Source organism: Pelomonas lactea, assembly GCF_043555885.1.
Classification (GTDB): domain Bacteria; phylum Pseudomonadota; class Gammaproteobacteria; order Burkholderiales; family Burkholderiaceae_C; genus Pelomonas; species Pelomonas lactea.
In genome coordinates this window covers 341,142-354,954 of record NZ_JBIGHX010000002.1, presented here as the reverse complement: position 1 = coordinate 354,954, position 13,813 = coordinate 341,142, and the positions used below count along the sequence as shown (strand labels likewise).

Genomic DNA, 13,813 nt, shown 5'->3' with positions numbered 1-13,813 from the left:
CCGCGGCTTGATCCACGTCAACACACCCGCAACGTGGCCAAAAACTTGAACCCGGTCAAGGAAGCCGCGCACGGCTGCTTCGAGCATGGGGCCATTCCCACTGCAAGGAGTTCCGATGAGATCCGCCCTCCCCCGCCTTCCGCGCGTCGCGCTGCTGGCCGCCAGCCTGCTGTTCGCCTGGCCGCTCGCCGCGATGGCGCAGGCCCCGGCCGATGCCGCCAAGAAGGACGTGCTGCCCGCCGAGGTGAAGTACCACTCCGGCCCCTCGCCCGTGGGTGCCGTGCCCATGGTGGAGAGCCGCAACCCCAAGGCACCGGCAATGACGCAGGCCGAGTTCGATGTGGCCCGCCGCATCTACTTCGAGCGCTGCGCCGGCTGCCACGGCGTGCTGCGCAAGGGCGCCACCGGCAAGCCGCTGACGCCCGACATCACGACGGCCAAGGGCACCGATTACCTGAAGGTGTTCATCGCCTACGGCAGCCCCGCCGGCATGCCCAACTGGCAGACCAGCGGCGAGATGACCGAGGAGCAGGTGGACATCATGGCCCGCTACATCCAGCACGAGCCGCCGACGCCGCCCGAGTTCTCGATGGCCGACATGTTGGCCACGTGGAAGGTCATCGTGCCGCCCGAGGCGCGGCCGAAGAAGAAGGAGAACGCCTTCAACATCGCCAACATCTTCAGCACCACGCTGCGCGACACCGGCGAGGTGGCGCTGATCGACGGCGACACCAAGCAGATCATCAACATCGTCAAGACCGGCTATGCGGTGCACATCTCGCGCACGTCGGCGTCCGGCCGCTACCTGTACGTGATCGGGCGGGACGCCAAGATCAACATGATCGACCTGTGGATGGCCAAGCCCGACAACGTCGCCGAGGTGCGCGTGGGGCTGGAGGCCCGCTCGGTGGACACGAGCAAGTTCAAGGGCTTCGAGGACAAGCTGGCGATTGCCGGCAGCTACTGGCCGCCGCAGTACACGATCATGAAGGGCGACACGCTGGAGCCGCTGAAGATCGTCTCCACCCGCGGCAACACGGTCGACAAGCAGGAGTACCACCCCGAGCCGCGCGTGGCCTCCATCGTCGCGAGCCACTACAAGCCCGAGTTCGTCGTCAACGTGAAGGAGACCGGGCAGACGCTGCTGGTGGACTACAGCAACGTCGACGCGCTGAAGGTGACCACCATCGGCACCGCGCGCTTCCTGCATGACGGCGGGCTGGACTCCACGCATCGCTACTTCATGGTGGCGGCCAACCAGAGCAACAAGATTGCGGCCGTTGACCTGAAGGAAGGCAAGCTGGCCAAGCTCATCGACGTGGGCAAGATCCCGCATCCGGGCCGCGGCGCCAACTTCGTGCATCCGCAGTACGGCCCGGTCTGGAGTACCGGCCACCTCGGCGACGACACGATCTCGTTGATCGGCACCGACCCCGTCAAGCACCCGGCCCAGGCCTTCAAGGTGGTCGCCACGCTGAAGGGTCAGGGTGGCGGATCGCTGTTCCTCAAGAGCCACCCCAAGAGCGAGCATCTGTACGTGGACACGCCGCTCAACCCTGATCCGGCGGTGGCGCAATCGGTGGCGGTGTTCAACGTGAAGGCGCTCGACAAGGGCTACAAGGTGCTGCCCATCGCGCAGTGGGCGGGCCTGACCGACGACGGCGCCAAGCGCGTCGTGCAGCCGGAGTTCAACAAGGCGGGTGACGAGGTGTGGTTCTCGGTCTGGTCGGCCAAGGACAAGCAGTCCGCCCTCGTCGTGGTGGACGACAAGACGCTCAAGCTGAAGGCCGTCATCAAGGACCCACGCCTGATCACGCCCACCGGCCACTTCAACGTCAACAACACCCAGCAAGACATCTATTGAGGTCGCACCATGAGAAAGACGCTGCTCATCACCGCGCTGCTGGCCCTGGCCGGTGCCGCGCATGCCGGCCCCGACGAGGCCCTGAACAAGGCCGGCTGCGTGGCCTGCCATGCACAGGACAGGAAGCTCGTCGGCCCGGCCTTCAAGGACATCGCCGCCAAGTACCGCGGCCAGAAGGATGCTGCCGCGCAACTCGCCGACAAGGTGCGCAAGGGCGGCAAGGGCGTCTGGGGGCCCATCCCGATGCCGCCCAGCGGCGCCGACAAAATCGCCGATGCCGACCTGAAGGCGGCGCTGGAGTGGGTACTGGCGCTGTGAGGCGCTGACTACGCCCCGGCCACGTGGCGCGCGAGCGCTGCGGGGTCGGGCAGATGGATGTCACGCCGCGCGATGCGCAGCAGGCCGGCGCTTTCCAGCTCGTGCAGCACGCGCGAGAAATACTCGGGCGTCAGCGACAGCAGCGACGCCACCGTCGCCTTGGCCGCGGGCAGGCTCACCACCGCGGGCCCCGGCTCGTCCGGGTTCACGTCGCGCAGCAGATAGCCCACCACGCGCTGCAGGCCCGACTGCAGCGCGCTGGCCTGCACGTCCTGCACCAGGCCGTGCAGCCGGCGCGACAGGCCCGCCAGCATGCCCATCGCGAACGCCGCGTCGTGCTGCACCTCCTGCAGCAGTGCCTGCCGCGGCACCTGCACGAGCAGCGTGTCCTGCAGAGCCTGGGCATGCACCGGGCAGGGCCGCTCCATGAACACCAGCGCCTCGGCAAAGCTCTGGCCGGGGCCAACGAGCTCGATGACCTTCTCGTTGCCATTCGGTGCCGTCATGTACAGCCGCACCTGGCCGCGAGCCACGATGAAGACCGCGTCGCAGCGCGCACCAGCCCACAGCACCGGTTCGCCACGCGCCGCCGCCGCCAACCGGCAGCTCGCCGCCAGACGCTGCAGCGCGGCCTCGTCCACATCGACGAACAGGGGTTGGCTGCGCAGGAACTGGGGGATGTTGAAGGGGGCGAGCATGGCGGCGTCGGGTCGGGAGCGCATGCTGCGGGCTGATGCGCCAGGCCTGGTTGATCCGCATCAAGACAAGCGCTTGCGAGCATCCGTCCGCGCCTGAACTGCCGTGGACGGCACAGAAATTCGCCAGTAAAGTTGCAAAACTACAAATCAACACAAGCAGCCGAAAACGCAATCCCGCCGGCTTCCAACCGAAACAATTCGTCTTCTAGGGGAATTGTTGAATGATTGGTAGTTTTCCTACGTTTCTTTTGCCGGTCGATGTCTAGAGTTCGGCCACTTGCCGGCAAGCCCGGCAAGGCGGCCAGGGCATGCAGTCGATCGGCCGGCCACAGCCGCCCCGCACCGAGGGCGGCAGCAACACACCGGAGACAAACCATGCACAAGCTGCCCTCGAGCCGCCGGCTCGCCCACGCCCTGACAGCCACCGCCGCCGCGGCGCTCGCCGCCCTCGCCGCGCCGGCCCAGGCGCTGAACCCCAACTCGACGTCCGTGCAGATGTTCGAGTGGAGCTGGCCCGACATCGCCACCGAATGCACGCAGTGGCTCGGCCCCAAGGGCTTCGGCGGCGTGCAGATCTCGCCGCCGCACGCGTCCAAGAATGCCAACGGCTGGTGGGGCGTCTACCAGCCGGTGAACTACGTGAACCTCACCAGCCGCATGGGCACGCCGGCCCAGCTGCAAAGCATGATCAACAGCTGCCACGCGGCGGGAGTGCGCGTCTACGCCGACATCGTCGTCAACCAGATGGCCGATGGCAGCGGCACCGCCACCGACGGCTCGACCTGGAACGCCGCCACGCTGAGCTACCCCTTCTTCAGCGCCAGCGACTTCCACGCCAACTGCAGCATCAACGGCAGCGACTACGACACGCCCGCCGGCCGCAGCAACGTGCAGAACTGCCGCCTGGGCGGCCTGCCCGACCTGGCCACCGAGAGCAGCTACGTGCAGGGGCAGATCGCCAACTACCTGAAGGCGCTGCTGGCCATGGGCATCGACGGCTTCCGCATCGATGCGGCCAAGCACATGCCTGCCAGCGCCTGGACCGCGATCATGAGCAACGTGAAGGCGGCCTATCCCAAGACGCTGCAGGGCGAGCCGATCTGGGTCACGCAGGAAATCATCAACGACGGCGAGGTGGACCGGCCCAGCTACTTCCCCATCGGCACGCTCAACGAGTTCCAGTTCACGTCGGCCATGCGCGACGTGTTCCGCAACAACAACGGCCTCAACCTGGCCAGCATCCCGTCGGTGATGGGCACCTGGGGCAACTGGGGCGGCAGCTGGGGCTTCATCCAGCCGCAGAACGCCACGGTCTTCATCACCAACTGGGACACCGAACGCAACGGCGGCTCGCTGAACATCAACAACGCCGCCGGCAACGACGGCGCCAACCAGCGCTACACGCTGGCCAACATCTTCATGCTGGCCCAGGGCTACGGCGAGAGCCAGCTGTACTCGGGCTTCAAGTTCAGCAACACCGACGCCGACCGCCCCACCGCCAGCCCCTACAGCGGCGGCGTGCCGCAGATCAACGTGGTGTGGGACTTCGCGCACCGCTGGACGCCGCTGGCCAACATGGTGGGCTTCCGCAACGCCGCCATCGGTCAGGCGCAGCAGAACTGGATTGTTGGCAACAACGGCAATCAGGTCGCGTTCAGCCGCGGCAACGTCGGCTTCGTCGCGCTGAACAACAGCGGCAGCGCCTGGACGCGCACGTTCGCCACCGGCTTGGCCGCAGGCACCTACTGCAACGTCATCAACGGCACCAAGAACGCGGCCGGCACCGGCTGCACGGCCGACTCGGTGACCGTGGACGCCAGCGGCAACGCGAGCTTCACGGTGCCCGCCAACAACAGCGGCGGCAACCCGGCCGTGGCGATCTACACGGGCCAGAAGACCAGCAGCGGTGGCGGCACTGGCAACTGCGCGGTGACGTTCACCATCGCCAACGCGAACACGGTGGTGGGCCAGAACCTGCGCGTCGTCGGCAGCGTCAGCGGCCTGGGATCGTGGGCGCCGGCCTCGGGCTTCGCGCTGACCATCCAGGGCTCCGGCGCCAACGTGCCGTGGACGGGCACCGTCAACCTGCCGGCCGGCACGGCCATCCAGTACAAGTACGTGAAGTGGAATGGCTCCACGGCCGTGTGGGAGAGCAACCAGGCCACCGGCAGCGGCAACCGCGAGTTCACGAGCTGCGCCAGCGGAGCCACGCAGTCGCGCAGCGACGGCAACTTCAAGTTCTGACCGAGCCGGCGGGCGCTGCCGCGGTGATCATGACCTGGTCCACGCGGTAGCTGTCCACGTCGACGACCTCGAAGCGCCAGCCTTCCCACTCGACAACGTCCGTGCGGCGCGGGATGCGGCGCAGCATCGCCATCAGAAAGCCGGCCAGCGTGTCGTACGTGCCGGCGCGCGGCCAGCCCGAGATGCCCAGCGCGCGCTCGACATCGGGGATGGGCGTGATGCCGTCCGCCAGGAACGAGCCGTCCTCGCGGCGCACGATCTGCTCCTCGTCGTGCGGCGCCACCAGCGCGCCCATGACGGTGCTCATCACGTCGTTGAGCGTGACGACGCCCACGACCAGGCTGTACTCGTTGACGATGACCGCGAAGTCCTCGTGCGCGTCGCGGAACTGCGTCAGCATCTCCGACAGCGTCAGCCGGTCCGGCACGATGAGCACCTTCTTGACCAGCACGCCGCCGTCCTCGCGCAGCGACAGCCGCTCGCCACGCAGCACGCGCTGGAACAGGTCGGTCGCGTCCACGTAGCCGACGATCTGGTCGATGTCGCCATCGCAGACGAGGTAGGTCGAGTGCGGCGTGTCGGCGATGCGGTTGCGGATCAGCGCGTCGTCGTCGTCGCGCGAGAAGAACACGATGCGCTCGCGGTTGGTCATCACCGTCTCGACGGTGCGCGTGTCCAGCTCGAACACGTTCTCGATGACCTGCTGCTCCTCGTCCGCGACGACGCCGGCCTGGTAGCCCGCCTCGGTCAGCGCCAGGATGTCGCGGTAGCTGATGGTTTCGTCGCGCTTGGCTGGCAGACCCAGCAGCCGGATCAGCCCCTCCGTGATGCCGCTGAAGGCCCAGGCCAGTGGCTTCAGCACGCGGCACAGCATCAGCATGGGCCCCACCAGCGCCATCGCGACGCGCTCGGGCTCGTTCATGGACAGCCGCTTGGGCACCAGGTCGGCCATGACGATGAACAGCGTCGTGATGCTGACGAAGGAGGCCGCGAAGCCCAGCGTGGCCGCCAGCTCGGGCGCCACCGCCAGCTTCAGCGCCGCCTCGAAATGAGGCGTGAACGCGCCCTCGCCGACGATGCCGGCCAGGATGGCGACGGTGTTGACGCCGATCTGCACGACGGTGAAGTAGTCACCCGGGTGCGCCTGCACGGCCAGCACGCGGGCCGCGCGGGCGTCGCCGCCGTCGGCGCGCTGCTGCAGATTGAGCCGCCGCGATGCCGCGAGCGACAGCTCGGCCATCGAGAAGAAGGCGCTGGCGGCGATCAGGAGGGCAATCAGCAGCAGGCTGAAGCTCAAGCGGGCTCCGCGGGGTTGGGGCGTTTCAGTTTAGCGGCCCGCCACCGCCCCGGCGGTCAGCTGAACAGCCGCCGCGCGGCCGGCGAGCCGGCGGCCAGGTCGCGCTCGGCCAGCGCCTCGTACAGCTTCTTCAGCTCGACATCGATGGCCGCGAACGCGTGCAGGCCCAGCACCTGGCCGCGGTCGTCGCAGACCTCGGCCTCCAGGTCGCGCGCCAGCGCGCGGGCGGCCTCCTGCCACGCCGCAAACGGCTCGGCCTCGGCGGGGGTCTGCGGCACGTCCAGCGCCAGCGTCAGCTCGCGCAGCGACAGCGCCTCGGGGTCCTCCGCCAGCGCGGCCTGGGCATCGAACTGCAGCGTCAGCACCGGCGGCGCGCCCTCTTCCACCGACGGCAGCACCAGCCGCCCCGGCAGCGCGCCGGCCACGAAGCCATGCCGCGCGGCGGACTGCTGCACGAAACCCGGCGTCCACGCCGTGGCCCGGGCGCGCAACAGCAGCGCCAGCTGCGCGTCATGGCTGGCGGCGAACTGGTCCAGCTCGCGGGCGCGGGCCACGACGTCCAGCATGTCGGGGAACTGCACGAAGCCGCCGATGCCGTCGGCAAAGGCCTGGATCTTCTGCACGAACTCCGAATACTCGATCTCGGTCATCGCGCCGCTGCGGTTGGCCATCTTCAGGCCGGCCTGGAACTCGCTGTAGCGCCGCCTCGGCGCGGGCAGCTCCCAGTCGCCGGTCTCGGCGTTCAGGCCCTCGATCTGGAACGGCTTGGTGCCTGCGCGGCGGCTGCCGGGCTGGTGCTGCAGCGCCAGCTCGCCCGCGGCGGGATGCTCGACGGTGATGGTGGCGATGGCGTCGATCAGCGCGTCGATGCGGGCCGACGGCCGGCGCACCGGCCGGGCCACGGCGGGCAGGTTCACGTCCAGGGCATCCGGCTCGACCACGGCATCGGTCTCGGCCGCTGCCGGCGGCGCATCGAAGCTGGGCTCTTCCATCGGCGGCACGGCGCGCTTGGGGCCGGCCTTGCGCGCCGTCCAGGCGCCATGGGCCACGACACCGGCGAGCACCACGCCTCCGGCCATCGCGAGAAGTTCAGTCAGAGAGACGCTCATCTATTCATCCATTCTGCATTCGGGCCGAGCGCCGGGCCGCTCCCAAGCCGGCCCGTCTGGCGATGTGCAAGAGGCTGGACGCCGCTTGCATCGCCGTCCCCACGGGGGACCGACCGGGCTTGCCCGCTCTCAGCGCGGCAAGACCGGGCGAGGGGCTCACGACTCCGCCATGGCCAGCGCCTTGTCCATGTCCACCGCGACGATGCGCGAGACGCCCTGCTCCTGCATCGTCACCCCAATCAGTTGTTCAGCCATTTCCATCGCGATCTTGTTGTGCGAGATGAAGAGGAATTGCGTGCCGCTGCTCATCTTGCTGACGAGCTTGGCGTAGCGCTCGGTGTTGGCGTCGTCCAGCGGCGCATCCACCTCGTCGAGCAGGCAGAACGGCGCGGGGTTGAGCTGGAAGATCGCGAACACCAGCGCGATCGCCGTCAACGCCTTCTCGCCGCCTGACAGCAGGTGGATGGTGCTGTTCTTCTTGCCTGGCGGCTGGGCCATGACCTGCACGCCGGCGTCCAGGATTTCCTCGCCCGTCATCACCAGCCGCGCCTGCCCACCGCCGAACAGCTCGGGGAACATGCGGCCGAAGTGCTCGTTGACCTGGTTGAAGGTCGAGCCCAGCAGGTCGCGCGTCTCCAGGTCGATCTTGTGGATCGCGTCTTCCAGCGTCTTGATGGCGGCGTTCAGGTCGGTGCACTGCGAGTCGAGGAAGGTCTTGCGCTCGCGCGCCGCGGTCAGCTCGTCCAGCGCAGCGAGGTTGACGGCACCCAGCGCGGCAATCTCGCGGTTGATGCGGTCGATCTCGCCCTGCAGGCCGTACAGCTTGACGCCGTTCTCTTCGATGGACCTGGCCAGCGCCTCCTGGTCCACGGCCGCGGCTTCCAGCTGCTCGCGGTACTGCGCGCCGCCCAGCTGCGCGGCCTGTTCTTCCAGCTGCAGCTTGGTGATGGCCTCGCGCAGCGGGTCCAGGCTGCGCTCGAAGGTCAGGCGCTGCTCGTCGGCCTTGCGCAGGCGCAAGCTGAGGTCGTCGTAGTTGGCGCGCACGGCGGCCAGCTGCCCCTCGCGCTCGACTTTCAGCGCCAGCGCATCCTGCAGTCCGGCCTCGGCGGCGGCGTCGTTGAAGCCGTCCAGCTCGGCCTGCAGGCTGGCGGCGGACGTGGCGACGGTGGCGATCTGCGCCTGCGCGGTCTCGATGCCGCGCTGCAGCTCGCCGCGGCGGGCGGCCAGCGTCTGCGTGGCAAAGCGCGCCTCCTGGGCGCGGCGCTCCAGCGTGCGCAGCTGCTCGCGCGCATCGGCCAGCTTGCGCTCGGCAGCGATGACGCCGTCCTCCAGCTCGGCATGGCGCTGCTGCGCGTCGCCCAGCTGGATGTCCAGCTCCTCGAAGCGCGCCTCGCCCACCGCGCGGCGCTCCTGCAGCGCCTCCTGCTGCTCGGTGATCTCGGCCAGCTCGGCGTCCAACGCGCTGCGGCGCTGCTGGCTGGCTTCGGCCTGTTGCGTCAGGCGCAGCAGCTCGACCTGCAGCTGGTGCGCGCGCGTCTGCGCCTCGCTGGCCTCACGGCGCAGCGCGGTGAGGCGGCCGTTGGCATCGTTGAACTGGTGCTCCAGCCGCGTGAGCGTGATGCGGGCCTCGTCGGCCACGAGGTTCTGCGCGCGCTGCGCGGTCGTCAGCTGCTCGATCTCCTGCGCGCGCGCCAGCAGGCCAGCCTGCTCGGAGTCGGGCGCGTAAAACGTGACCGAGAACTGGCCCACCGCATGGCCTTGCGGCGTCAGGATCAGCTCGCCGTGCGTCAGCCGGTCGCGTGCGGCGAGCGCCTCGTCCAGCGTCGGCGTGGTGTAGACCCCCTCCAGCCAGTCGTTCAGCAGCGCCACCAGGCCGGCATCGTCCAGCTTGAGCAGGGACGTCAGCGTGGGCAGCGTCTCGTGCGTGTTGGCGATGGCGCCCGACGGTGTCGAATAGAAAGCCAGCCGGGCTGGCGGCGCGTCCTGCTCGAAGGCGCGCACCGTCTCCAGCCGGCCCACGCTCAGGGCGCCCATGCGCTCGCGCAGCGCGGCCTCCAGTGCGTTCTCCCAGCCTTGGCTGATATGCAGCTTGGTCCACAGGCCTTGCAGCCCGTCCAGGCCGTGCTTAGCCAGCCAGGGCTTGAGCTTGCCCTCGGTCTGCACCTTTTCCTGCAGCGCCTTCAGCGCCTCCAGGCGGGCCGTCAACTCCGACTGGCGGGCCAGCTGCGCATTGGCATCCTGCTGGGCGGCGCGGCGCTGCTCTTCCAGCTGAGGCAGTTGCTCGGCGAGTTCCTGCAGCCGGCCTTCCGACAGCTCGCGCGCCTCGTCGGCCGCAGCACTGCGCTCGTGCAGCGCGGCCAGCGCGTCATGGTCAGGCGCGCCCAGCGAGCGCGACTCGGCGCTCAGCCGATCCTCGCGCTGGCGCAGTGCCTTGACCTGCTCGTCCACGCTGCGGCTCTCGGCGGCCAGCACCTGGATCTGCTGCTGTACCTGGGCCACCAGCGCGCGCTGCTCGTTGGCGCGGGCCTGCGCGGCCCGCACGGCGTCCTCGCTGTTGGGCAACTGGGCCTGCTGTTCCTCGGCCTGCGCGGCCAGGATCTCGCTCTGCTCGTCGGCGCCGGCGATCTGCTCGGCGATGCCTTCCAGCTCCGCTGCCGACTCCTCGACGCGCGCGCGCCACTGCTGGTCCTGCGCATGCAGCTCGGCCAGGCGAGCCTGGGCGCGGTTGCGGCTCTCGACGACGAAGCGGATGCGCTCCTCCAGCCGGCTCACCTCCAGCTGCGCCTCGGCATATCGGCCTTGTGACGCATGCAGCTCGTCGCCGGCGGCGTAGTGCTGCTGGCGCACTTCCTCCAGCTCGGCCTCCACCGCGCGCAGCTCGGCGGTGCGGGCCTCCAGCGCCGTCTGCGCGTCGGCGTGGGCCAGTTTCACGCGCGTGGCCTCGTTGCCGGCGTCGCGCAGCTTCAGCCACCAGAGCTGGTGCAGCTTCAGCGTGCCGGCATCCTGCAGGCTGCGGTAGCTGGCCGCCACCTCGGCCTGGCGCTCCAGCTTCTCGAGGTTGGCGTTCAGCTCGCGCAGGATGTCGTCGACGCGGGTCAGGTTCTCGCGCGTGTCCTTGAGCCGGTTCTCGGTCTCGCGGCGGCGCTCCTTGTACTTGGAGACACCCGCGGCCTCTTCGAGGAACAGCCGCATCTCCTCGGGCTTGCTCTCGATGATGCGCGAGATGGTGCCCTGACCGATGATGGCGTAGGCGCGCGGGCCCAGGCCTGTGCCGAGGAACACGTCCTGCACGTCGCGGCGACGCACCGGCTGGTTGTTGATGAAGTAGCTGCTGGTGCCGTCACGCGTCAGCACGCGCTTGACGGCAATCTCGGTGAACTGGTTCCACGGACCGCCGGCGCGCGCGCTGCTGTTGTCAAACACCAGCTCCACGCTGGAGCGCCCCGCCGGCTTGCGGTTGCCCGAGCCGTTGAAGATGACGTCCTGCATGGACTCGCCACGCAGCTCGCTGGCCTTGCTCTCGCCCAGCACCCAGCGCACCGCATCCATGATGTTGGACTTGCCGCAGCCATTGGGCCCGACGACGCCCACGAGCTGCCCCGGCAGCTGGAAGGTGGTGGGTTCGGCGAAGGACTTGAAGCCGGCGAGCTTGATCGAGTTCAGCCGCATGGAGGTCGCGAGGTAAGCCCTTGATTTGGCTAAAGAAAAGCGCCCTTTCCAGGCGCTTCAGCGGGGCCGGATGATAGCATTCGCCCCCTCCCAGAACGCCTCACTGCCATGGCCACCAAGAAGTCCGCTGCTGAACCCGCAAAGAAGAACAAGCCCAAGATGCGCGAGGTGCCCCCGAACCCGCCGAGCAAGCCCAGCAAGGACATCCTGGTCTTCCCGAACCCGAATCCCGAGCGCGACTACGTCATCCAGTTCCAGGTGCCCGAGTTCACCTGCCACTGCCCGCTGACCGGCCAGCCGGACTTCGCGCACTTCACGATCGACATGATCGCGGACGAGCTCTGCGTGGAGCTCAAGAGCCTGAAGATGTACTTCTGGAGCTACCGCAACGAGGGCGCCTTCCACGAGAAGGTCACCAACAAGATCCTGGACGACATCGTCAAGGTCACCGACCCGCGCTTCATCCGCATCACGGCCAAGTGGTACGTGCGCGGCGGCATCTACACCAACGTCGTCGCCGAGCACCGCAAGCCCGGCTGGACGCCCGCGCCGCGCGTGGACCTGCCGACGCATGGCTTCGAGTCGGGGATGCTGGGCGCATGAATCCGCTGCTTGACCGGCTGCACCCTTATCCGTTTGAACGCCTGAAGCAGCTGACGGCCGACATCCGGCCCAACCCGGATTTCGCACCGATCTCGCTGGGCATCGGCGAGCCCCGCCACCCCGCCCCCGCGTTCATCGGCGAGGCCATCCAGGCTGCGATGCCGCAGCTGGCCGGCTACCCCGCCACGGCCGGCACGCCCGCGCTGCGCGAAGCCATTGCCGGCTGGCTGCAGCGCCGCTACGGGCTGGCGCTGAACGCGGCCACGCAGGTGCTGCCGGTCAACGGCTCGCGCGAGGCGCTGTTCGCCATCGCGCAGACGGTGGTGGACGGCAGTCGCGCCGGCGCCACGGTCGTCTGCCCCAACCCCTTCTATCAAATCTACGAAGGCGCTGCGCTGCTGGCCGGCGCCGACGTGGCCTACGCCAACGCCGACCCGGCGCGCAACTTCGCGGTGGACTGGTCGCAGATCACCGACGCCACCTGGGCCAGGACGCAGCTGCTGTACGTCTGTTCGCCCGGCAACCCCAGCGGCGCGGTGATGCCGCTCGCCGAGTGGCAGACGCTGTTCGAGCTGAGCGACCGGCACGGCTTCGTCATCGCGTCCGACGAGTGCTATTCGGAGATCTATTTCCGTGACGAGGCGCCGCTGGGTGGCCTGGAGGCGGCGGCCAAGCTCGGCCGCAGCGACTTCAAGAACCTCATCGCGTTCACGTCGCTGTCCAAGCGCTCCAACGTGCCGGGGTTGCGCTCCGGCTTCGTGGCCGGCGACGCGGCGCTGCTGAAGAAGTTCCTGCTCTACCGCACCTACCACGGCAGTGCGATGAGCCCCCTGGTCCAGGCCGCAAGCATCGCGGCTTGGAACGACGAGGCGCATGTCGTCGACAACCGCGCGCGCTACCGGCGGAAGTTCGCCGACGTGACGCCGCTGCTGGCCGAGGTGCTGGACGTGGCGCTGCCCGACGCCGGCTTCTACCTGTGGGCCGCCGTTCCAGGTGGTAACGACATCGCCTTCGCTCAAGGGTTGCTCGCTCAATACAATCTCGCGGTCCTGCCGGGCAGCCTGTTGGCCCGCCCGGCGCACGGCAGCAATCCCGGCGCCGGGCGCATCCGCCTGGCCCTCGTGGCCGACGAGGCCGAATGCCTGGAAGCCGCCCGCCGCATCGTCTCTTTCACGACCTCTCTCGCATGAACACCGCCGAACTCCAAAGCACGATTGACCTCGCCTGGGACAACCGCACGTCGCTCGACCCCGTCAACGCGCCGGAAGTGCGCCAGGCGGTCGAGCACGTCATCGCCGAGCTGGATGCAGGCCGCCTGCGCGTGGCCACCCGTGAGGGTGTGGGCCAGTGGACCGTGCACCAGTGGATCAAGAAGGCGGTGCTGCTGTCGTTCCGCCTGAACGACAACCGCCTGATGGGCGACAAGGACCTGACCTTCTTCGACAAGGTGCCCACCAAGTTCGCCGGCATGAGCGAAGCCGAGCTGCGCGCCACCGGCGTGCGCGTGGTGCCGCCGGCCGTCGCCCGCCGCGGCAGCTTCCAGGCGAAGAACGTCGTGCTGATGCCCAGCTACGTGAACATCGGCGCCTACGTCGACGAAGGCGCCATGGTGGACACCTGGGCCACCGTCGGCTCCTGCGCGCAGATCGGCAAGAACGTGCACCTGTCGGGCGGTGTCGGCATCGGCGGCGTGCTGGAGCCGCTGCAGGCCAACCCGACCATCATCGAAGACAACTGCTTCATCGGCGCCCGCTCCGAGGTGGTCGAAGGCGTCATCGTCGAGGAGAACTCGGTCATCTCCATGGGCGTCTACATCGGCCAGAGCACGCCGATCTACGACCGCGCGACCGACACCGTCAGCTACGGCCGCATCCCGGCCGGCTCCGTCGTCATCTCGGGCTCGCTGCCCAAGGACGGCGGCCGCTACAGCCTGTACGCCGCCATCATCGTGAAGCGCGTCGACGCGCAAACCCGCTCGAAGACGAGCATCAACGAACTGCTGCGCGCCTGA

At 68.7% G+C, this 13,813-nt stretch carries 10 protein-coding genes; 6 read left to right on the top strand and 4 right to left on the bottom strand.

Features of this window, described 5'->3' with window-relative positions:
• Window positions 1-115: 115 nt before the first annotated feature.
• Complete coding sequence (locus ACG04Q_RS05935) at window positions 116-1,864, top strand: cytochrome D1 domain-containing protein (RefSeq protein WP_394509961.1); 1,749 nt, start codon at window positions 116-118, stop codon at window positions 1,862-1,864.
• A gap of 9 nt (window positions 1,865-1,873) precedes the next feature.
• Window positions 1,874-2,182 (top strand): c-type cytochrome, encoded by a 309-nt coding sequence (locus tag ACG04Q_RS05930; RefSeq protein WP_394509960.1) that lies wholly within the window; start codon window positions 1,874-1,876, stop codon window positions 2,180-2,182.
• Window positions 2,183-2,190: 8 nt separating this feature from the next.
• Here ACG04Q_RS05930 and ACG04Q_RS05925 read toward each other — a convergent pair whose 3' ends face one another.
• On the bottom strand, window positions 2,191-2,904 hold the full coding sequence (locus tag ACG04Q_RS05925) for a Crp/Fnr family transcriptional regulator (RefSeq protein ID WP_394509959.1): 714 nt from the start codon (window positions 2,902-2,904) through the stop codon (window positions 2,191-2,193).
• Window positions 2,905-3,255: 351 nt separating this feature from the next.
• Here ACG04Q_RS05925 and ACG04Q_RS05920 point away from each other — a divergent pair, with 351 nt between their 5' ends.
• On the top strand, window positions 3,256-5,124 hold the full coding sequence (locus ACG04Q_RS05920) for a carbohydrate-binding module family 20 domain-containing protein (protein ID WP_394509958.1): 1,869 nt from the start codon (window positions 3,256-3,258) through the stop codon (window positions 5,122-5,124).
• Here ACG04Q_RS05920 and paeA read toward each other — a convergent pair.
• From paeA to smc, 3 genes are all read right to left on the bottom strand, one after another.
• The gene (gene paeA / locus ACG04Q_RS05915; RefSeq protein ID WP_394509957.1) at window positions 5,114-6,421 is read right to left on the bottom strand and encodes a polyamine export protein PaeA; all 1,308 of its coding nucleotides are present in this window, start codon (window positions 6,419-6,421) and stop codon (window positions 5,114-5,116) included. The two genes, ACG04Q_RS05920 and paeA, sit on opposite strands and share 11 nt — an antisense overlap.
• A 56-nt stretch (window positions 6,422-6,477) precedes the next feature.
• A complete protein-coding gene (locus tag ACG04Q_RS05910) occupies window positions 6,478-7,530 on the bottom strand; it encodes a cell division protein ZipA C-terminal FtsZ-binding domain-containing protein (RefSeq protein ID WP_394509956.1) in 1,053 nt (350 codons plus the stop codon).
• Between the two features lie 156 nt (window positions 7,531-7,686).
• Window positions 7,687-11,199 carry a chromosome segregation protein SMC gene (gene smc / locus ACG04Q_RS05905; protein WP_394509955.1) on the bottom strand — a complete coding sequence of 1,171 codons (3,513 nt, stop codon included), beginning with the start codon at window positions 11,197-11,199 and terminating at the stop codon, window positions 7,687-7,689.
• Window positions 11,200-11,358: 159 nt separating this feature from the next.
• Between smc and queF the strand changes: the two genes are divergently transcribed.
• Genes queF through dapD form a run of 3 tightly spaced genes read left to right on the top strand, consistent with a single transcriptional unit; the run spans window position 11,359 to window position 13,813 of the window.
• On the top strand, window positions 11,359-11,802 hold the full coding sequence (queF, locus tag ACG04Q_RS05900; RefSeq protein WP_394510474.1) for a preQ(1) synthase: 444 nt from the start codon (window positions 11,359-11,361) through the stop codon (window positions 11,800-11,802).
• Complete coding sequence (gene dapC / locus ACG04Q_RS05895; protein ID WP_394509954.1) at window positions 11,799-12,992, top strand: succinyldiaminopimelate transaminase; 1,194 nt, start codon at window positions 11,799-11,801, stop codon at window positions 12,990-12,992. The genes queF and dapC overlap by 4 nt, the downstream gene beginning before the upstream one ends.
• Window positions 12,989-13,813 carry a 2,3,4,5-tetrahydropyridine-2,6-dicarboxylate N-succinyltransferase gene (gene dapD / locus ACG04Q_RS05890; protein ID WP_394509952.1) on the top strand — a complete coding sequence of 275 codons (825 nt, stop codon included), beginning with the start codon at window positions 12,989-12,991 and terminating at the stop codon, window positions 13,811-13,813. Before dapC ends, dapD begins: the two co-directional genes overlap by 4 nt.

What these genes read in the sequence shown, in the direction of transcription:
- ACG04Q_RS05935 (WP_394509961.1), top strand. Translation starts at nt 116, where the DNA reads ATGAGATCCGCCCTCCCCCGCCTTCCGCGCGTCGCGCTGCTGGCCGCC.
- ACG04Q_RS05930 (WP_394509960.1), top strand. Translation starts at nt 1,874, where the DNA reads ATGAGAAAGACGCTGCTCATCACCGCGCTGCTGGCCCTGGCCGGTGCC.
- ACG04Q_RS05925 (WP_394509959.1), bottom strand. Translation starts at nt 2,904, where the DNA reads ATGCGCTCCCGACCCGACGCCGCCATGCTCGCCCCCTTCAACATCCCC.
- ACG04Q_RS05920 (WP_394509958.1), top strand. Translation starts at nt 3,256, where the DNA reads ATGCACAAGCTGCCCTCGAGCCGCCGGCTCGCCCACGCCCTGACAGCC.
- ACG04Q_RS05910 (WP_394509956.1), bottom strand. Translation starts at nt 7,530, where the DNA reads ATGAGCGTCTCTCTGACTGAACTTCTCGCGATGGCCGGAGGCGTGGTG.
- smc (WP_394509955.1), bottom strand. Translation starts at nt 11,199, where the DNA reads ATGCGGCTGAACTCGATCAAGCTCGCCGGCTTCAAGTCCTTCGCCGAA.
- queF (WP_394510474.1), top strand. Translation starts at nt 11,359, where the DNA reads ATGCGCGAGGTGCCCCCGAACCCGCCGAGCAAGCCCAGCAAGGACATC.
- dapC (WP_394509954.1), top strand. Translation starts at nt 11,799, where the DNA reads ATGAATCCGCTGCTTGACCGGCTGCACCCTTATCCGTTTGAACGCCTG.
- dapD (WP_394509952.1), top strand. Translation starts at nt 12,989, where the DNA reads ATGAACACCGCCGAACTCCAAAGCACGATTGACCTCGCCTGGGACAAC.